Raw genomic sequence first — 19,459 nt, forward strand, 5'->3', positions numbered from 1 at the left:
CCTTGCTGGCTAAAGAATAACGCTCTCATGTCTAGCGGCTTACGAACCTTTAAAGCCGTTCCACAAAGCGAGCGCTTTTCGCCATCCAATGAGCGATCCTTACTCATACAGTGAGATATAATCAAGAAAAAGGGCGGCATGAACCGCCCTGATTAACTCTTTCTATCGGATTGGTGGCGCGTACATAAAGCCGCCTGCATTCCATAGCGCATTAACGCCACGAGAGATTTCTAACGGCGAACCAGTACCGACTGTACGTTCGAAGCTTTCACCATAGTTACCAACTTGTTTGATAACTTGGTAGCCCCAATCGTCGCGGATACCCAACCCTTTGCCTTTAGGGCCATCAACACCAAGGATACGCTTGATGTTTGGATCTGTTGACTTCAGCATTTCATCCGCATTCTTCGAACTAATACCGTATTCTTCAGCGTTAATCATCGCAGACAATGTCCACTTAGCGATGTTAAACCATTGATCATCGCCTTGACGAACGACTGGACCTAGTGGCTCTTTAGAGATGATTTCTGGAAGAACGGCCGCAGAGGACGGATCTTTCAAATTCAAACGTAGTGCATAAAGGCCAGATTGGTCAGTTGTTAATACGTCACAGCGTCCCGCATCAAAACCTTTCGAAGTTTGCGCCGCTGTGTCGAATACCACAGGTTTGTACGCCATGCCTTGGTTGCGGAAATAATCTGCAAGGTTTAGCTCGGTTGTTGTACCTGATTGAACACATACCGACGCACCATCAAGCTCTTTAGCACTTGATATACCAAGTTCCTTCTTCACCATAAAGCCTTGACCGTCGTAGTAGTTCACACCTACGAAGTTTAGGCCCAGTGCAGTGTCACGGTGGAGAGTCCAGGTCGTGTTACGGGAAAGCACATCAATCTCACCAGATTGAAGCGCAGTGAAACGTTCTTTTGCGGTTAGGGGTACATATTTAACTTTCGTTTTATCCCCAAGAACGGCTGCAGCCAGTGCTTGGCAATATTCTACGTCGATACCTTCCCATTCGCCTTTTGAGTTAGGGTTAGAGAAACCAGGTAGACCGGTACTTACGCCACAAGTAAGAAAGCCTTGTTTTGTGACTTTGTCCAGAGTAGTGTCTGCTGCTTGAGCTGATGTTGCCATCATCGCAGTAGAAGCCGCTACGACGGAAGCAAGAACTGTGAGTTTATTTGCCATTTGTATCCTTCCTGTATGATCCATGTTTAATCAGGAGTGACCTGAAATAACGTGTCCAATTCGTTAGAGTTATCGTCCTACGTGATTGATTTTCGAAGAAACGGCATTCGATAGATCAACCAGTTATAAGCGTAGGAAAGGATCTGTTAATTCTCAAATATATAATTTAAATGAAGTTTTGAGAGAACTTACAAAGTGCCTTGAGATTTAGAATGACGAAATGTTAATTGTTTGTAAATAGTGCAATTCATGGACAATTTGGTGCATCAGAACAATCAATAGAAGAGTGAACAATACAAAAGAATAAAAAGTTGTTATTAAAACTGTCATTAGCTGAGCAAGGTGAAGTTCAGTAAAAATTCAAACAAAAATTATTTGTGATACCGAAACAGGGTGATGAGCTTGCCCCATTTTTGGTAGCATGGTCTACAACAGCTAATTAGAGTAATCATGGATTGAAATGCGATATTTTCCTCTGTTCTTAGATTTAATTAATAAACCCGTTCTCGTCGTGGGTGGCGGTGAGGTGGCAAGCCGAAAGGTGGAAGCGTTGCTAAAGGCTGGGGCGGATGTGACTATCGTTTCTCCGACGTTGGTTGATTTTCTGTCTAAGCTTGCTTCTGAGCATCAACTGCGCTGGGTACAACGTTTCTATTCGAGTGACATTGTCACTAAAAACTTTGTTCAAGTGTGGGCGACGACAGACAATCCTGAGCTAAATCACCAAGTGTACAAAGATGCTAAAGAGCTAGGCATCTTGGTTAACGTTGTGGATGATAAGCCTTATTGTGATTTCATCACGCCGTCTATGATTAATCGTGGCCGCATCCAAATCGCAATCTCTAGTGGTGGAGCTTCGCCAGTTTTAATTCGAAACATCCGTGAAAAACTTGAATCGATACTGCCACAAAACATGGGGTTGATGGCGGATTTTGCTAACTCAAAGCGAAACTCAATTAAAGAGGCGCTGCCTAGTGTCGATTTACGCCGCAAGTTTTGGGAGCAATTCTTCTCGAATCCCGAGGTGGAAAACGCGCGAGATAATCGTGAGTTAGAAGCAATTTACCAAGCGACCATGGCAACACCTTTAGATGAAAAGGGAAGTTGTACTTGGGTTCATGTTGGGAAAGATGTTGAGATGTTGCCAATAAAAGCCGTACGCTATATGCAACAAGCGGAGCTGGCTCTGTACTCAACTCGATGTGAAGCGAATGTGTTAGAACTAATACGAAGAGATGCAGAAAGAGAAGCTTTCTCGAGCGCTGCTGAGCTTTCGGATATGCTGGCTAAGGCTAAAGCTGAAAAGCTTCGAATTTGCGTGTTCATACCACAAGGAACGAGCGAATTCGTATTGCTGCAAGGGCAGGACTTAGTTATCTAGCAATGCCAAATGCTAAAGTGGATACGTAGTTCGTTACACTAAAGGCAATAAAAAACGCCAGCGGATTATGCGCTGGCGTTTTTATTTACTTCTCAGATTGATTAATCACGGAAGTTGTTAAACTGGAATGGGATACCCATCTCTGCTTCACGAATCGCTGCCATTGTCGCTTGCAGGTCGTCGCGTTTCTTACCAGTAACACGTACTTTGTCGCCTTGAATAGAGGCTTGTACTTTTAACTTTGCGTCTTTGATAAGTTTCACTACTTTTTTCGCCGTTGGAGTATCAATACCTTGGCGGAAAAGCAGAGTTTGGTGCCAGTTTTTACCAGTAACGTCTGGGTCTTGTGCATCCATTGCGTTCGCGTCAATGTTACGCTTCGCTAAGTGGCCGCGTAAAATGTCGCGCATTTGCTTAAGTTGGAAGTCACCTTCCGCAGACATTTTTACGTTTTCTTCTACTAGCTCAAAGCTCGCATTTACGTTGCGGAAATCGAAACGAGTAGACAATTCACGGTTAGCGTTATCAACGGCGTTACGTAGTTCAACCGTATCGATTTCAGAAACAATATCAAACGATGGCATGAAGATTCCTTGATTATTTTGTTATAGGGACTTTCGGGACTTAACAGCGCTTGCCAGCATATCTAGCATTGTAGCAGTGTCTTCCCAACCTAGGCATGGATCTGTAATAGACTGACCATACGTTAGGTTATTGATGTCAGTCATTGGCTGATTGCCTTCAAGAATAAAGCTTTCAGCCATGATACCCGCAATACGAGTGCTGCCTGACTTAATTTGGTTACAAATGTCCTGAGCTACGTCGATTTGTTTTCTGTGTTGCTTCTGACAGTTTGAATGGCTGAAATCCACAACCAAACGTTGTGGCAATCCAAACTCAGCTAAAGCATCACATGCTTGTTTGACTGATGCTTCATCAAAGTTAGGGCCTTTTTCTCCACCGCGCAGAATAATATGACCGTAAGGGTTGCCACTTGTGCGGTAAACCGTCATTCGACCGTTCTTATCTGGCGAGTAGAAGTAATGCGATGCTTTCGATGCGCGAATTGCATCAATTGCAATTTTTACGTTGCCATTTGTGCCATTTTTGAAACCAACTGGGCAAGATAGTGCCGACGCCATTTCACGGTGAATTTGTGATTCCGTTGTGCGAGCACCAATCGCGCCCCAAGTGATCAAATCCGCGATGTATTGGCCAGTGATCATATCAAGAAACTCAGTAGCAGTCGCAAGACCAAGCTTGTTGATATCCAGTAGTAGTTTACGAGCTTTATGAAGACCAGCTTCAAGTGCGTAAGAACCATCTAGGTTAGGGTCCGTAATCAAACCTTTCCAACCAACTACTGTACGAGGCTTTTCAAAGTAAGTACGCATCACGATAAACAGTTCGTCTTTGTACTTGTCTTGGATTTCACTCAGGCGAGTGGCGTAATCAATGGCAGCTTCAGTGTCGTGAACAGAACACGGACCTACAATCGCAAGAAGGCGATCGTCTTCACCCGATAAAATGTTTTCAATCTGACGACGAGATTGAGCGATACGGTCTGCAACGTCATCCGTAATAGGATGTACACTACCTAGCTCTGCTGGGGTAGGCATTGGACCCAAAGGCTGGGTTCTCAATTCATCTGTTTTTATAGGCATGTTATAGCTTTATTCTCTATTGCGAAGGGGTAAAGATAACGGAATTACAGGCAGGAATAAACCGTTTCACGGGAATCTTCGCCAGGAAATACCGAATTGTATACAAAGGTGTAGGTATTCATTTAAATGACTTATGTATAAATGACAAAACTTGATCATTAAATCAATATATATACATTTGAATTTATAACCATTTTATCTATCTCGCTGTAAGGTAATCTAAGTAACTGCGATAAACTTCATACCTTACGGGTGACGCCGTCACTTTATGAGGGTTAAATAACTCGTGAGATCGAGCTTTTGTTAACATTTCTTTGACATCTATTTCTTTCGTTGATTAACTGGTCTGACTAGATTGGTAAGGAGACCAAAATGTTATCAGCTCTACGTCGTGCGAATTTGTATCTAAATCTGTTTGGCTTTTCGAAAGTGCCGCTGATTTGGCTTTGCCACCCTAAAATCATTGCGATAGATAGCAAGCATGTTGAGGTTCGTATCCCATTGCGCAGAAGAACGAAGAACCACCTGAATAGCATGTATTTCGGCGCTTTAGCCGTTGGCGCTGATGTTGCTGGTGGTTTTCTTGCTATGAGTAAAGCGCAAGAAAAGGGAGAAGCGATCTCGCTAGCATTTAAAGGTGTGAAAGCCGAGTTTTTAAAGCGCCCGGAAGCCGATGTGCACTTTGTTTGTAACGATGGTCATGTCATTGATGAGATGCTCGAGCACACCTTGGCAACGGGTGAACGAGTAAATCGTGACGTAAAAATTGTCGCGCTGTGTCCTAACTTACATGGTGACGAGCCAATGGCTGAATTTTCGCTTACTCTTTCGATAAAAAAAGCAGCCCAACAAAGAAAAGAGGCTGCCTAGTGGTTTGTGGCTCGTTTGTTTAAAGGCGTTGGCTTAATTGAGTTCAATCTTCTCGATAGAGACGATTTTGGAGCGATTTAAGACCACTTTCCAGCGGTAATAAACAGGCTCATCGGTGTGGTTGTCCTCTTTGACAATCACATTGAGCAAATGACGTTTCTCTACTGACTCTTTGGTTACTTGACCTTCATTTAAACGGTAAACTCGGTTTGAGCTTTTATCCATCAAGCGGATGATAGGGCGCAAACTGATGTTCAATGTTTCTCTCGTTTGTTCGTAACCACTCAAGAAAAGAGAGGTCGCCATTTCGGTTTTCTCGTGATAATGAAGAATCTGCTCTTCACGTTGCACGACGCGCTTTTTACGTATTCTTTGAATCTTATCCGGCAAGCTACTTAAGGTACGATAATCGAGCCACTCCAATTTTTTGCCAACCACTTTTTTCGTCGTTGGGTCAACATACTTCTTACGCCATTTTGGCTTGCCTTTACGGATCCATCGCCACATGGCATCGCGTAAATCATCTTTAAAGATTTCTCGTAAAGCGTAAATAAAAGACATCGCGATAATGAATGAGGCAGAAATTTCCCCCAGATAATCGCGAGCGAGAATCACGGTTGAGGTCACGACAACCATCACTAAACCGGTTGCAATACCTTTGATAGCGCGCTTAATGTTGTTACCCATCGATATGGTTTCTTCACGAAGCACGATAGGGTGTTCAATCAATCGCCTTAGCAAGCGCATTTTGTTAGATAGGCGAGTAACGTCTTCAACGACTCTTGATGAGTTGTATTTGTTGAGTTTACGATGGGCTTGCTCTTTCTCACATAGCGTGATCAGACGCTTTTTAATCGTGCCATAGTCGCCTTCACGTGGTAGATGGGCCACCAGTGACAGGAACTTTTGCTCGGTATACCAAGACAGATAGTTATCGATGTTAACGTAGTAGCGTTTTAAGTTCTCTTCATAAGGAATAGAACGCCGCAAGCGCTTTAAGATCTCAAGCGTGAGCTCGATAACTTCGTCCACTTCATCTTCCGTTACGGAGTTGTTCTCATGCTTGTTTAAACTTGCTACCGCTTTGTCTAGCGCGATAACGTATTGGTAAGCGAACAAACTCAAACTTACTCGGTATTGCTGATTCGACAGGCGTCCACGTTTGGCAAGTCGACTGTGTACTAGCGGAAGAAGGATTTCAGTACTGTAATAAGATCGTTGCTGTGTGATTGAGGTGTAATAAAATTCGGATTCACTGATGATATCGGCGTTTAAACCAAGCTCACCAGGTATAAAAAAGTAAATATCTAGGTCGACACTTTTGCTCTTTGCGAGTGCATGACTGATTTTTAATGTTATTGAGTCTTGTTTATCGACGGTGACCAAAGAAAGCTCCTGACTTTGCTAAAGCATTCTTAACTTATGCGTTCCGTTGAGCAGGTAAGTATAAGAGTGCTAAAAGAGTGACTGGGGCATATAGCTGAACGACAACAGCATAACAGAGCACTATGCTTTTCTCTCTGATTTTCTTGTTAGTTTAGGTATAATTCCACGTAAATTTAAAAAGAGACAAAATCAATGATTAAAATTGGTCAAATTAACAGCTTAGAAGTCATTAAAAAGGCTGATTTTGGCGTATTTCTGGATGGCGATGATTACGGTTCTGTTCTACTACCTAGTAAGTATGTACCAGAGGGTACTGAAATTGGTGAGCATGTAGACGTATTTCTGTACTTCGATTCAGAAAGCCAACTTGCTGCGACCATTGAAAGACCAATTGCCCAAGTGGGTGAATGGGGTTTAATGAAGATTGAGGGTGTGAATGCGACAGGTGCTTTTGTAAATTGGGGCATCAAAGAAAAGGACTTACTGATTCCTTTTAGTGAGCAACGCACTCGCTTCTCTGCCGGACAAACCATTTTAGTGTATGTTTATACCGACAAAGCGTCAGGTCGCATTGTTGGTACGACTAAGTTCAATAAATGGTTAGATAAAACTCCAGCGAATTATGAAGTTAACGAACAAGTTGATTTGATCATCGCAGAGCGTAGTCAACTTGGTTATAAAGCTATCGTTAACGGTAAGCATTGGGGCATGATTTTCCCATCGGATGTTTTTGGTAAGCTTTACATCGGTAAAAAGCTGAAAGGCTTTATTAAGCACATTCGTGAAGATGGCAAAATCGACCTTGCTCTACAAAAAGTCGGTGTGGCGAAAATGGACGATCTTTCTAGTAAGATCCTTGACCTGCTAGAGAAGAAAGGCGGATTTTTGCCTTTGAATGACAAGTCGTCTCCTGAAGCGATTTTTGATGCTTTCCGCACAAGTAAAGGGACTTATAAAAAGACCATCGGTGGCTTATACAAGCAGGGTAAAATTGTCATTGAGAAAGACGGTATTCGTCTAGCGTAGTCCAAACTCACGTATAGCGGATCTACAGCCAAAAAAACGGCCCAAACTTTTCCTTTTTTTGGGCCTAGGGGAAACGGCTCCGCAGAGCCTGCGCTAAACTTGTCCAACAATAATTTTGTTGGTTAACATAGAGAGAAATGCCACATCAAAGCATTACTTTGATACAACTAGTTTAGTACAGCGTGTCCGGATCGCTAGCGAGCCCACTTGCTTTCATACTTACGAATTAAAAAGCCATCGCAAATACGATGGCTTTTCATTTATTTATGGTTCGTTACGTCTTTTAAAATAAGTTCTTATCTCGTACTAATTCGCGAGGGAGGCCATTCTTTATTCGGTTGCTTACCCACTTGCCAAGGCCAATAACTGCGCCTTGATAGGTGACAAGCACTTCGCCTTTACCTGTTTTCATTCCCTCAGGAATGGTTTGTGGGCGAACATCACGCCCCATGTACCATTCGCGCGCTTCTTCAATACTGAGTTCAATGGCGTTGCTTTCAGAGCCTGTCGCCAGGGCAGTCGCGACTTGGTGTTGCCAACGGTAGCCATTTTTATGGGCTTCCGCGATCTTTATACCCATACGGGAGAAGCGTAATTCGCCGATCATCGCTTCTAAAGCATTAGGGAACAGCCAGACATCTTTATCGCGAAGCCATACAGAACTGTCATTTGGAAGTTTAATACCTAACGCGCTTTGGAGTTGTTGAGCAATTTCTGTCGATTCTTTTTTTGATGTTTTGGCAAAGGGGAATTTACCCATGCGCTTTTTGACTTCTGGCGCCTCAACAGCAGCCAGTTTGCGAATTCTTGCAACAAAGAACCCTTCACAGTCGTAGACCTGTGGGAAAATATGCAAAAAGCCTTCTTCAGTTAGAGCTGCCTCTGCGTTTTCAAACAAGTTCTCAAGGCTTTCAAACTCTACAGCATCCTCAAAGGTTTCTTTCAAGTGATGACAAACTTGTTGGTTTTCTTCTGTACTGAGCGTACATGTTGAGTAAACCATCACTCCACCGGGCTTTAATGCATGGAAGGCGCTTTCAATAAGATCTTTCTGCGTGTCAGCGATGTCGAGTACGGAAGCTTGCGTCCAGTTTTTCATCGCATCTTCGTCTTTGCGAACGGTGCCTTCTCCAGAGCAAGGCGCGTCGAGCAAAACCGCATCAAATTGTTCTGGTAGCCAACCGCCAAAAACGCGTCCATCGAAGTTACTTAGTGCGGCGTTACGTACCCCACAACGTTCCACATTAGCGTGCAGTACTTTTACACGACTTGCGGCGTATTCATTGGCCACAAGTACACCTTCGTTGTTCATTAAAGCTGCAATTTGAGTGGTTTTTGAGCCTGGAGCGGCTGCGGTATCTAACACGGCATCGTAAGATTCATCATTCATAAACAGAGCAGATACCGGCATCATGGAACTGGCTTCTTGAATGTAGAATAAGCCAGACATGTGTTCTGCTGTGTTGCCTAATGGTACAACTGACTCATCCGCTTCAATCCAAAACCCCGAGTCACACCAAGGCACAGGAGAAAGCTTCCAGCCTTTTGTTTCTGCTCGTTCTAGAAACGCTTCAACGCTGATCTTCAACGTATTAACTCGAATACTTTTGCGCAGTGGCTTTTGGCAAGACGCGATAAAGTCTTCCATGTTGAGGTGAGCAGGAAGGATCGTTTGGATTTTTTCCAGAAACGCGTCTGGGATGTAAACATTAGGATGCAATGTGGGATCTCGTTTGCAGAATTTGTGGCAAATAATATACGAAAGCGAAGCAGAAACGAATAGTGACAAGGGCCGAGCATTAAAAAAGAGCAGCGATTGCTGCTCTTTTAAAGTGATCAAACTTCAATTGTACGTGAATTGAGCTTTATTCTACGGCTTAGGAATCGCTGTACGCCATTGAGTCCAACCTTCTTCAGCTTGTGGATACAAAAAGAAAGATTGCCCACTCTTTGCCGCTGGTGGAATAGTCGATTGCTCTGGCGTTGAAAACGCAATTCCTCCGCGAACTAAACTATCAAAGGTTCCCGCTTTGATGTTAGCGCCAGTAAGCCCGATGGAAACATCTACTCCTGAAACATTCCAGAACACACTGTTTTGACGAACGAGGTAAGCATATTCAGGCTGTATTTTGATAGTCGTGACGATGCGATCAGCAAATTCTCCTAGGCTTACGTCGGTCACTTGGCCAACTTCCATCTGGCGGTAAAGAATAGGGGTACCGACTTGTACTGAGCCTCTTTGTTCACTTTGTAACGTAAACATGATTCCATGCACGCGTTCTGAACTATTTTCTAATTGAAAATCAAATTTAGCTTTACCTTTACCTGGTTCAACACTAATGGATTTCGAAACCAACGCCCCGAGGTTTTTAACGCCACCTAAACCAATTTCTGGTTCAGTTAGCCAAAAATGTGAGCCTTCAACCGCAATGTTTTCTACGTATTCAGGTAGGATCCTTGCAGTGACTTCAACCATGTTACGACGAAAATTCGGTACAACCAGAGTGATTTCACCAACTTTAACACCTTGATATTCAATCGGCATTCCTTTAGCAATCTCTTGCGAACCGTCGGTTTCTAAAGCAATGACGCGCCCAAACTTGCGAGCGGTTTTTTGATCAGAATACAGCTTCCAGTTTTCTCCGATTTTGTTTTCAACGCCTGGCACGGAGTCAAAAGCGATGCCACCTTCTATTAACGATTTCAAAGGGTGTGCTTTCACACTGACGCCAGCTAATGATGCATCTATCTCAATCCCTGAACGATTCCAAAAAACGGTTTGTGGCGTTACAAGATAAGCGAAGCGGTTTTCGATAGTAGCCTTAATTAGTACTCCGCCATCAACTAGTTGGAAATCGGAGACGTTACCAACTGGAAGATTACGATAGAGTAGAGGGCTGCCTTTGGAAATCGGCGGCAATTCAGAAGCAAATAGTGTTAGCGCCCTAGAGCCACTTTGATTGTACTGCGCCAATTCAGCCAATGATTCATTTTGGAACAGTTGATACTCTTTTTGAATATCCTGCTTGCCTTCGCTCACAAAACTAATTGACCCGGTTAACAACTGCTTTGCTGGAGGAACGGTAACGCTGAGCCCCGATTCAGTTAACTCTGCTGACGCACTGCCGGTTACATAAAAACGATTGTTTGATTTGATCAGATGCTTGTATTCATGGTCAATCAATACATCCATAAATACTTCGTGTTGTGATTTTTTATCTTCCTTGACTAGGCCCACTTTGATGATTGAACCAACAACGATGCCTTTATAAAGTACATTGGCACCGCTATCTAGGCCAAACGAATTGTCGGATACCAACCGAATCGCGATGGACTTTTCTTGCTGTTGGTTAAACACGTTTTTACGAATGGCAGTAAAGCGGCGAGAGCGTTCACCCGCGCCCGGCACGATCGTTAAGAAGTTTCCTCGTACTAAATTAGCAATGTTTTCAACACCAGAAAGGGACACTTTTGCTTCTTCTAAGACAAATCGAGTACCTGTCGTCAGCATGTCACTAAAAGCGGGTTGAATTGCCGCTGACGCCAATATCACTTCTCGGCCTTCGGAAAGGCTCAAGTCCGTAACTTGGCCAATTTCGATTCCGCGATACATAATTGGAGCGCCTTCTCCGCTGATCTTGCTGTCATCAGGTAGGACGATTTTAACCGCGATGCCTCGACCAGCAGTTTTCAAATCTTTATACAAACGGAACTCGGTGTTCTCTTCTACAGGCTCACCATCATCCGGAGAGTCGACGGCGATGGCGCCACCTAGTAAGGCACTCATGCTTTCTAGTCTTACATCGACACCTTCAAAACCGATGCTGGCACCAATTCCACTGACGTTCCAGAATCGACTGCGGTTGTTAATGATATGTCGGTATTGATCCTGAATGTTGGCTTGAATAGTGATAGATTTTGCATCTTCATCTAGCTGGTAACTGTACACTTCACCGATTGGGATTTTCTTATAAACAATTTGAGAGCCAACCGATACACCACCTAAATCACGGCTTTTGAGCTTAATATTCAAACCTTGAGAAACGCGTAAATCTGTTGGGGCAGAGTCTAACGCATGGAATGTTGTCTCAAACTCTTGACCATCTCCGGGTTGAATCGAGATGTAGTTACCTGAGACGAGCGCATCCAGTCCGGAAACTCCCGTTAGGCTAGCTGTTGGTTTTACTAACCAAAAGCGTGTTTTATCGTTCAGTAACTTTGCAGCTTCAGGATAGATATCAGCATCGACATAAATACTGCCGAGATCTTCGGTGAGGTTAATGTCTCTTACCATGCCGACTTCTAATCCTTGGTAACGGATAGTGGTTCGGCCGGCGACAAGACCAGCGGCCTCAGAAAAATAGATTTGCACTCGTTGTCCTGCATCGTGTATCGACTTCACCACAAGCCAGCCAGCTAAGACCATGGTCAAAATTGGCAACAGCCAAAGAGGAGATATGCCTTTACTCCGCTTTACATCTGGTACGTATGACGTTTGAGAACTGTTCTGATCACTCATTCATTGACTCTTTTTCTGATTGTTTTGGGCTTGTTTGGTCCCAGATTAGCCTTGGATCAATACTTTCTGCTGCAAGCATGGTCAACACTACGACAACACCAAATGCTACCGCGCCATATCCTGGTGTGAAATCCAGTATCTGACCACGATCGACTAAAGTCATCATGATAGAAATAACAAACAAATCCATCACAGACCATTTACCGATCCATTTAACAACAAAGTAAACCATCATTCGTTGTCTCTTAAACACCGAACGTTTGAATTGGATGCAAAGCATGATGTAGGCGAGCCCAAGTATTTTAATCACCGGGACAACGATACTGGCAACAAAAATGATCGCAGCGATTCCATACATGCCGCTTTTTACCAAACCAGCCACGCCTGAAAAAATAGTGTCCTCCAAACGCTTACCATTGGTAAGCAAGATGGAAATAGGGATCAGGTTAGCGGGGAAGATGGCGACCGTTGCTGCGATGAGGTAAGCCCATGTTTTCTGAATGGAGTTTGGCTTGCGATGATATAACTCGTGATGACAACGCTGGCAATGGTCACCTTCAGGCTGGGACAAGTGGCATTCATGGCAATGCACATCTTTATGCTCAAAAGCATATAAACTTTCTGGTTTCCAAGCTTCCCAATAACGACGGACGCTGATTCTTGAAACTAACAAAACGGTAAATATCTGCAAAAGAACCAGACCAATTAACCCTGGACCGACGAAAATGTCGGAATAATCTTGGAGTTTAAAACAGGAAATGGCGATGCTAACTAAGAACACATCCAACATAACCCAATGCTTCAAATGTTGAATTAGCCACAGTGAGATACGAAGCCCACGGAACCATCGTTGATGTAAAGAAATATGTGCCGTTACCACTGAAACACAAACCGTCAGTGGCGCAAGAGAGCTACAAAATAGAATGAGCAATGAAAGAAGAACAAATCCTTCTTCCATCAATGTGATCATCCCTGAAGGTAGGGTTGCCGGAATCATCACACCAAAGAGTCGGATGCTAATAAAGTTAAAAAAGTGCGATGGAATAAATAGTAGGATGCAGGTTATCGCGACGGCTAGATTACCAGAGAGGCTAGGGCTACCTCCGCGATATAATTGCGTACCACAACGAGGGCAGTGTGCATTTTTGCCATGGGGTAAGTCGACGATGTCGACAGGCAATTCACAACCTTGGCACAGACGTACGTTATTGGGTTGCATGGCGTGCTTAGACAGAGAGGTCATAACGACCTCTCTAGCTTGAACGATTTAAGCGTGGGACTGTATGCCCCCATATAAGGTTTGATATAAGCCTTCTTGCTCAACTAACTCACCATGAGTACCTGTTTGCGTCACTTTCCCATCTTCAAGCACGTAGATCAAATCGGCTTGTTTAACAGCGGATAGTCGGTGCGCAACGATTAATGTTGTTCTACCACGTAAGAACTCGGTCAGTGCTTTGTGTAAAGCCGCTTCAGTAGCGGTATCTAGCGCAGACGTGGCTTCGTCTAAAATTACAAATTGAGGATTACTCAGCACCATTCTGGCAATGGCAAGCCGTTGTCGTTGACCTCCTGACAAACGAATGCCATTACGACCAACTTGAGTATCCAAGCCGTGGTTAAGTTGAGAAATTACATCTTGCAGCTGAGCCACTTCAAGCGCACGCCAAAGTGACATTTCGTCAAAATTACCACCAAGCGTTAGATTATGCCTCAAGGTGTCGTTAAATAGTATAGGTTGCTGTAATACCACGGCAATTTTGTCGCGAATTACTTCAAAACCAATATCTTCTGTTAATTCATCATTAAAGCGAATGCTACCGGAGTTTTGACGGTAAACCCCAATAAGTAATTGTATCAAGGTTGACTTACCACCGCCGCTTGCGCCAACTAACGCCACTTTCTTTCCTGCCGGCATATGTAAAGAAAGATTATCTAGGACTTTGTTTTCATTATTGTAAGAGAAATTAATGTTTTCTACTTTAACGTCAACTTCTCTACCTTCTTTGAAAGGATTTACCTTAGGAACCGGTCTCTGCTCTTCTTCTAACTCTAATAAGTCGTTGATGCGTTTTAATGCGGCTTTAGCGCTGTACCAAGAAAACTGAATCCCAAGCAACTCTTGAACAGGAGAAAGCATGAACCATAGGTAACCAAAAACGGCAAATATTTGGCCAATAGTAAGGTCACTGAACATGACCATTAACATTGCGACAGCTCTGAATAATTCAAAGCCGATCAAAAAGAGAAGAAAAGAAACGCGACCAGCCGCTTCAGATTGCCAAGCATACTTGTCTGCATCAACGCGAACTTGGTTCGCACTGTCTTTGAGTTGCTGGAGAAATTCTCGCTCTTTATTGGCCGCGCGTAGTTGGTAGATTCCATCTAATGTTTCAACTAAACGGTTTTGGAAAATTTCAAAAGAATGATTTTCCTTCCGTTTCAGATGTTTAACCATACTGCCTAGTTTACGTGAGAAGTAAATGACAATAGGGTTAACTAACAGGATAAACAGACCAAGTCGCCAATCGAGCCAAAGTAGAACGATAGCAGTACCAATAACAGTCAGAAAACTGATAACGAATTTTGCTAACGTAGAACCAATAAATTTATCAATGGTCTCAATGTCAGTGATAAGGTGTGCGTTGATTCCTCCGCTACCTTTGGTTTCGTATTGTCGGATGCTGATACGGCCGAGTTTGTCGATCATTTTACTGCGCATCTCAAACGTGATGGTTTTTGAAACAAGCGTAAATTGTCGGCTTTGAAGGATATTTAATCCTTGGCTCGCAGCTCGCATAAGAACAACCAAGAACAGGGTGAAGAAAATATAGCCTGTCGGAGTGTGCCACGCTTCAGGGAGAATGGCATTCATGGCATCTAAGCCTTTTGCAGGTTGGTCCAATAAGACCTCATCAACCATCAAAGGCATGAGGAGGGGAATTGGAACACTAATCAAGGTTGCAAGCACCGCTATCAAGTTCGCTATGATCAGCTTGGACTTGTGCTTTTTTACTTGTGTTATCAACCAAGAACGGCTAATAGTGTCATTTTTCAGAAGCATTGTAATTGAGAATAAGTCCTATTATAAAGTAGGGCTGCATTTTAGCGCCATACATTGAGAATGGAAGCTTTTATAGTAAGTAGGAAGTTAATATGAACTTAGAACAATACCAAAGACTAACCAAACAAGCTGTTGCTCTAATTGAGTCTGAACCAGACTTTATTGCGAACCTAGCAAACTTGAGCTCATTGCTTTTCATGGAACTTGACGATCTTAACTGGGCAGGCTTTTACCTAACAAAAGGTGAAGAGCTTGTTCTTGGTCCGTTCCAAGGAAAACCAGCTTGTGTTCGTATCCCAATGGGTCGAGGCGTCTGCGGTACTGCTGCACAAACTAATACTATACAAAGAGTATACGACGTTCACGAATTTGAGGGGCATATTGCGTGCGATGCAGCGAGCAATTCAGAAATTGTGATTCCATTTTCTATTAATGGAAAGGTGGTTGGTGTACTTGATATTGATAGTCCAAGTATTGGCCGATTTAATGAAACAGACGAAGAAGGTCTCACTCATTTCATGGTTGAAGTAGAAAAGCTGCTTAATTCACACGCGAACGACGCATAAATTAGCCTTCGAGTGTGGTTTTTCCTTGGCATGTCACTATAATACGAGAATATTTTTTCTTAATGCTCGCGGAAATCCGCTCAAATCAGGACCCCTCATGACTGAAAAGTTAAAAAACAGCAAAGAAGTTATTGCATATATTGCTGAATGTTTCCCTAAGTGCTTTACTTTAGAAGGTGAAGCAAAACCTCTGAAAATTGGTATTTTTCAAGATCTTGCGGAACGTCTAAATGAAGACGAAAAAGTAAGCAAAACACAGCTTCGTGCAGCGTTAAGACAGTACACTTCATCATGGCGTTACCTACACGGTGTAAAACCAGGTGCAGTACGTGTAGACCTAGATGGCAACCCTTGTGGTGAGCTAGAAGAAGAGCACGTTGAACACGCGAAAGCGACACTTGCAGAAAGCAAGGCGAAAGTTCAGGCTCGTCGTAAAGAACAAGCACAAAAAGCTCGTGAAGAGGGTAAGGCGAAAGCGAAACCTGCGGCTAAAAAGCCTCAACAGCCTCGTCGTACTAATAAACCAAAAGTACAAAAACCAACTAAGCCTGTAGAAACGCGCGCTCTAAATGCTGATGAAATCACAGTAGGTAACGCAGTTAACGTGAACATGGGCAAAGGAAACATGGCAGCGACCATTGTTGAAATCAATAAGGATGATGTACGTGTTCAACTTGCTAACGGCCTACAAATGGTTGTGAAAGCGGAGCACTTGCGCGCATAAAGGAGATACTCCTACGCATGAATTGCCGTTCAAAAGTGACCCTGATTGCTGCTAGCTTATGGCTAGCAGCATCAGCTCAGGCTCTTGAAGCCAAACTACATAAAGATGACCTGCCGGTTCTTTCTCCTGAAGTTCAGCATGAAACAGCTAGCAAACGAGTCACCTCGCGATTTACCCGCTCTCATTATAAGCACTTCAGCCTCAATGATGATTTCTCTAAAGCGATCTTTGAACGCTATGTAGAGTTGCTTGATTACAATAGAAATATTTTCACTCAAGCAGACATCAACTCATTTAAAAATTGGTCAGTCGAGCTTGATGATCAGCTTAAATCGGGCAACAACCAAATTGCTTTTGATGTTTACAACCTCTCAATGCAGAAGCGTTTCGATCGTTTTGCTTATGCGTTAACTCTACTCGATGAAGAGATCAAGTTTGATACCGATGACGAGATAGAGTTAGACCGCTCTGAGGCCGCATGGCCAAAAGACGAAGCAGAGCTCAACGAGTTGTGGCGCAAGCGTGTGAAATATGACGCGTTAAATCTGAAACTGACTGGCAAAGAGTGGCCAGAGATTAAAGAAGTTTTAGAGAAGCGTTATAACAACGCGATGAAGCGCATCACACAGACCAACAATGAAGACGCATTTCAGTTGTATATGAATGCCTTCGCGCGACAGGTTGACCCTCATACAAGCTACCTTTCTCCACGTAATGCCGAGCAATTCCAATCGGAAATGAACCTTTCTCTAGAAGGCATCGGCGCCGTTTTGCAAATGACAGACGATTACACAGTAATTCGTTCACTTGTTGTTGGCGGTCCGGCCTCAAAGAGTAAGCAACTTGGTGAAGGGGACCGAATCACTGGTGTTGGACAAGACGGTGAAGAAATTGTCGACGTGATCGGTTGGCGTCTGGATGATGTTGTTCAGTTAATCAAAGGCCCTAAAGGCACAAAGGTTAATCTACAGATCTTGCCAGAAGGTAACGATGCTAAGAGTTACATTGTCACAATTGTTCGTGACAAAGTTCGCTTAGAAGATCGTGCGGTTAAGTCAGAAATCATCGAAAAAGACGGTAAGAAGATTGGTATTTTAGAAGTACCAAGTTTCTACGTCGGCTTATCGAAAGACACCGATAAATTACTAGCTGAGTTGAAAACCAAAAACGTTGACGGCGTAATCGTTGATCTACGTAACAATGGTGGTGGTGCGCTAACAGAAGCGACGGCATTGACAGGTTTATTCATTAAAGAAGGTCCTGTAGTTCAAGTTCGTGACAGCTATGGCCGCATCAAGGTGAATGCCGATACCGATGGAAAAGTGAGTTATGATGGCCCATTGACGGTATTGATTAACCGCTACAGTGCTTCAGCATCTGAAATTTTTGCAGCGGCAATGCAAGATTATAATCGTGCAATCATCTTAGGTGAAAACTCTTTCGGTAAAGGTACAGTTCAGCAACATCGTTCACTGAATCATATTTACGATCTTTTCGATAAAGAGCTAGGTTATGTTCAGTACACGATTCAGAAGTTTTATCGTATTGACGGTGGAAGTACGCAAAATCGTGGTGTTGCACCAGATATTTCGTACCCAACGCCAATAGAGGCTTCTGAAACAGGTGAAAGTGTTGAAGACAATGCTTTACCTTGGGATCAGATTGATAAAGCACAATATCAAACGTTTCCAAGTAACGACGCCTTAGTTGAAAAACTTACTGCTCTTCATAACAAGCGTATTTCTGATGAAATGGAGTTCCGCTTTATCAATGAAGACATCGAGAAATATCGTAAAGAAAAAGACGATAATACTTTGTCTTTGAACGAAAAAGTTCGTAAAGCTGAATCGGATAAAGCGGAAGCCCTTCGATTACAACGCATAAATGAACGTCAAGTTGCTTTGGGTAAAAAAGCATTCAAAACATTGGATGACATACCAAAAGACTACGAGGCTCCTGATGTTTATTTAGATGAGTCTGTCGCGATTATGGTCGATCTACTTAAGCAGGAAAATCAGTCATAATAACTGGCAATTTAGAATAAAAAGAGTGAGTCTTTCAGATTCACTCTTTTTTTATGCCTTTTTGTCTTCCGCTGTCTCGATATCGAGCAAGATATTCGCTTATTTTCCCCCAATAATTTACGTGATCTACATCTAAAATTTCGCGAAAGTGAGGACTACTGGCTAAGCTAAAAGAAAACGATAAGGATGCCGATATGAAGTGGTTCTTTATTTTACTTAGCTTTTGCTGCTTTAGTGTGCTTGGTGGAGAAAACACCAGAGAAGATGAATTAAGTCACTTTGACACGCCGTTTCTCATCGGAGACTGGTATTTAATGAACCCAAACCCCGAAGAGTCGGCTGAAAACTTTCGCGCGATCAAACTCTCATTAGGTTCGGACTACAGCTTTTCTATTGATATTCAAAAGAAAGACTATTCCGTTGACCATTGGGAAGGGCTGTATAACGCAAATGAAGACACCATCGTTCTTGGTTTAAACACCGACGAGCCTCAAATTTATGCCTATCGCAACAACCATAATACGCTTGATCTTAATGGTGTAACATTCACTAAGGGATTATCCAATTCACTTGCAGGTATTTGGTCTAGCTCTCACGTATCTGGCGACGGTCTAGTGGCCAACAACATTAATCAGATGGATTTGATACTTCAACCTGATTTCGTGTTCATGTTTAGGGTTTCGAACGAAGAAGGGGATGAGTCCATCAAACAAGGTGTGTTTTACACAGAAGATGAGTTTTTGGTTCTGTTGTATGAAAATGGCGAGCATGGAACCACGTATAAGCTCAACAAGAATGAGCTAACGATCGAAGATTCCAATGGTGATATGTACGCCGTACTCAATAGAGTTACGCCATGATGCCTTTAACATGCGCCAAATTACGCGTGCGTACGGTAAGTCATTAATGTTGTTTAAATGTTAATCAAAAAACGGAGCTAGAGCACTAAAAGCTCCGTTTTTTGATGGAAAGACTTGTATTCTGATACCACAACCCCTACAAATAGCTTATATAGTGATACCAGAACTGCATTTTTGATCATGC

The 19,459-nt window shown here is 43.1% G+C and carries 15 protein-coding genes; 7 read left to right on the forward strand and 8 right to left on the reverse strand.

The window, feature by feature from the left end:
* Positions 1-162: 162 nt before the first annotated feature.
* Positions 163-1,191, reverse strand: a complete 1,029-nt coding sequence (locus tag R7E29_RS09850) for an amino acid ABC transporter substrate-binding protein (protein ID WP_005377403.1) — start codon at positions 1,189-1,191, stop codon at positions 163-165.
* A gap of 460 nt (positions 1,192-1,651) precedes the next feature.
* Between R7E29_RS09850 and R7E29_RS09855 the strand changes: the two genes are divergently transcribed.
* Complete coding sequence (locus R7E29_RS09855) at positions 1,652-2,572, forward strand: bifunctional precorrin-2 dehydrogenase/sirohydrochlorin ferrochelatase (protein WP_005377406.1); 921 nt, start codon at positions 1,652-1,654, stop codon at positions 2,570-2,572.
* A 101-nt stretch (positions 2,573-2,673) separates the two neighbouring features.
* Here R7E29_RS09855 and R7E29_RS09860 read toward each other — a convergent pair whose 3' ends face one another.
* Both R7E29_RS09860 and R7E29_RS09865 read right to left on the reverse strand, forming a co-directional pair.
* Positions 2,674-3,156, reverse strand: a complete 483-nt coding sequence (locus tag R7E29_RS09860; protein ID WP_005377415.1) for a YajQ family cyclic di-GMP-binding protein — start codon at positions 3,154-3,156, stop codon at positions 2,674-2,676.
* A gap of 21 nt (positions 3,157-3,177) precedes the next feature.
* Positions 3,178-4,236, reverse strand: a complete 1,059-nt coding sequence (locus R7E29_RS09865; protein WP_047102331.1) for a 3-deoxy-7-phosphoheptulonate synthase — start codon at positions 4,234-4,236, stop codon at positions 3,178-3,180.
* A gap of 372 nt (positions 4,237-4,608) precedes the next feature.
* Between R7E29_RS09865 and R7E29_RS09870 the strand changes: the two genes are divergently transcribed.
* Positions 4,609-5,106, forward strand: coding sequence for a DUF4442 domain-containing protein (locus tag R7E29_RS09870; protein ID WP_005377418.1), 498 nt, complete (start codon positions 4,609-4,611; stop codon positions 5,104-5,106).
* 33 nt (positions 5,107-5,139) lie between these two features.
* Here R7E29_RS09870 and R7E29_RS09875 read toward each other — a convergent pair whose 3' ends face one another.
* On the reverse strand, positions 5,140-6,492 hold the full coding sequence (locus R7E29_RS09875) for a hypothetical protein (RefSeq protein WP_005377421.1): 1,353 nt from the start codon (positions 6,490-6,492) through the stop codon (positions 5,140-5,142).
* Positions 6,493-6,684: 192 nt separating this feature from the next.
* Here R7E29_RS09875 and R7E29_RS09880 point away from each other — a divergent pair, with 192 nt between their 5' ends.
* A complete protein-coding gene (locus tag R7E29_RS09880) occupies positions 6,685-7,518 on the forward strand; it encodes a S1 RNA-binding domain-containing protein (protein ID WP_017633794.1) in 834 nt (277 codons plus the stop codon).
* 283 nt (positions 7,519-7,801) lie between these two features.
* Here R7E29_RS09880 and rsmF read toward each other — a convergent pair whose 3' ends face one another.
* From rsmF to R7E29_RS09900, 4 genes are all read right to left on the reverse strand, one after another.
* Entirely contained in the window at positions 7,802-9,238 is a 1,437-nt protein-coding gene (rsmF, locus tag R7E29_RS09885; protein WP_213906788.1) for a 16S rRNA (cytosine(1407)-C(5))-methyltransferase RsmF, read from the reverse strand.
* A gap of 150 nt (positions 9,239-9,388) precedes the next feature.
* Positions 9,389-12,037, reverse strand: coding sequence for an MlaD family protein (locus R7E29_RS09890; protein WP_213906787.1), 2,649 nt, complete (start codon positions 12,035-12,037; stop codon positions 9,389-9,391).
* Positions 12,030-13,280, reverse strand: coding sequence for a paraquat-inducible protein A (locus tag R7E29_RS09895; protein WP_005377429.1), 1,251 nt, complete (start codon positions 13,278-13,280; stop codon positions 12,030-12,032). Before R7E29_RS09895 ends, R7E29_RS09890 begins: the two co-directional genes overlap by 8 nt.
* A 24-nt stretch (positions 13,281-13,304) precedes the next feature.
* Positions 13,305-15,101: an ABC transporter ATP-binding protein gene (locus R7E29_RS09900; protein ID WP_017634277.1), complete on the reverse strand. Its 1,797-nt coding sequence runs from the start codon at positions 15,099-15,101 to the stop codon at positions 13,305-13,307.
* Positions 15,102-15,193: 92 nt separating this feature from the next.
* Here R7E29_RS09900 and R7E29_RS09905 point away from each other — a divergent pair, with 92 nt between their 5' ends.
* From R7E29_RS09905 to R7E29_RS09920, 4 genes are all read left to right on the forward strand, one after another.
* On the forward strand, positions 15,194-15,667 hold the full coding sequence (locus R7E29_RS09905; protein WP_005377433.1) for a GAF domain-containing protein: 474 nt from the start codon (positions 15,194-15,196) through the stop codon (positions 15,665-15,667).
* Between the two features lie 97 nt (positions 15,668-15,764).
* Entirely contained in the window at positions 15,765-16,391 is a 627-nt protein-coding gene (gene proQ, locus R7E29_RS09910; RefSeq protein WP_005377435.1) for an RNA chaperone ProQ, read from the forward strand.
* 17 nt (positions 16,392-16,408) lie between these two features.
* Entirely contained in the window at positions 16,409-18,415 is a 2,007-nt protein-coding gene (gene prc, locus R7E29_RS09915) for a carboxy terminal-processing peptidase (RefSeq protein ID WP_213906786.1), read from the forward strand.
* A gap of 194 nt (positions 18,416-18,609) precedes the next feature.
* Positions 18,610-19,275, forward strand: a complete 666-nt coding sequence (locus R7E29_RS09920) for a hypothetical protein (protein WP_182016347.1) — start codon at positions 18,610-18,612, stop codon at positions 19,273-19,275.
* Positions 19,276-19,459: the final 184 nt, after the last annotated feature.

The sequence above is a fragment of the Vibrio sp. Vb1729 genome (genome assembly GCF_033338655.1).
Taxonomy (GTDB): Bacteria; Pseudomonadota; Gammaproteobacteria; order Enterobacterales; family Vibrionaceae; genus Vibrio; species Vibrio alginolyticus.

Coding starts and splice junctions, on each gene's coding strand:
- R7E29_RS09850 (WP_005377403.1), bottom strand. CDS start 1,191: ATGGCAAATAAACTCACAGTTCTTGCTTCCGTCGTAGCGGCTTCTACT.
- R7E29_RS09855 (WP_005377406.1), top strand. CDS start 1,652: ATGCGATATTTTCCTCTGTTCTTAGATTTAATTAATAAACCCGTTCTC.
- R7E29_RS09860 (WP_005377415.1), bottom strand. CDS start 3,156: ATGCCATCGTTTGATATTGTTTCTGAAATCGATACGGTTGAACTACGT.
- R7E29_RS09865 (WP_047102331.1), bottom strand. CDS start 4,236: ATGCCTATAAAAACAGATGAATTGAGAACCCAGCCTTTGGGTCCAATG.
- R7E29_RS09870 (WP_005377418.1), top strand. CDS start 4,609: ATGTTATCAGCTCTACGTCGTGCGAATTTGTATCTAAATCTGTTTGGC.
- R7E29_RS09880 (WP_017633794.1), top strand. CDS start 6,685: ATGATTAAAATTGGTCAAATTAACAGCTTAGAAGTCATTAAAAAGGCT.
- R7E29_RS09890 (WP_213906787.1), bottom strand. CDS start 12,037: ATGAGTGATCAGAACAGTTCTCAAACGTCATACGTACCAGATGTAAAG.
- R7E29_RS09895 (WP_005377429.1), bottom strand. CDS start 13,280: ATGACCTCTCTGTCTAAGCACGCCATGCAACCCAATAACGTACGTCTG.
- R7E29_RS09900 (WP_017634277.1), bottom strand. CDS start 15,101: ATGCTTCTGAAAAATGACACTATTAGCCGTTCTTGGTTGATAACACAA.
- R7E29_RS09905 (WP_005377433.1), top strand. CDS start 15,194: ATGAACTTAGAACAATACCAAAGACTAACCAAACAAGCTGTTGCTCTA.
- proQ (WP_005377435.1), top strand. CDS start 15,765: ATGACTGAAAAGTTAAAAAACAGCAAAGAAGTTATTGCATATATTGCT.
- prc (WP_213906786.1), top strand. CDS start 16,409: ATGAATTGCCGTTCAAAAGTGACCCTGATTGCTGCTAGCTTATGGCTA.
- R7E29_RS09920 (WP_182016347.1), top strand. CDS start 18,610: ATGAAGTGGTTCTTTATTTTACTTAGCTTTTGCTGCTTTAGTGTGCTT.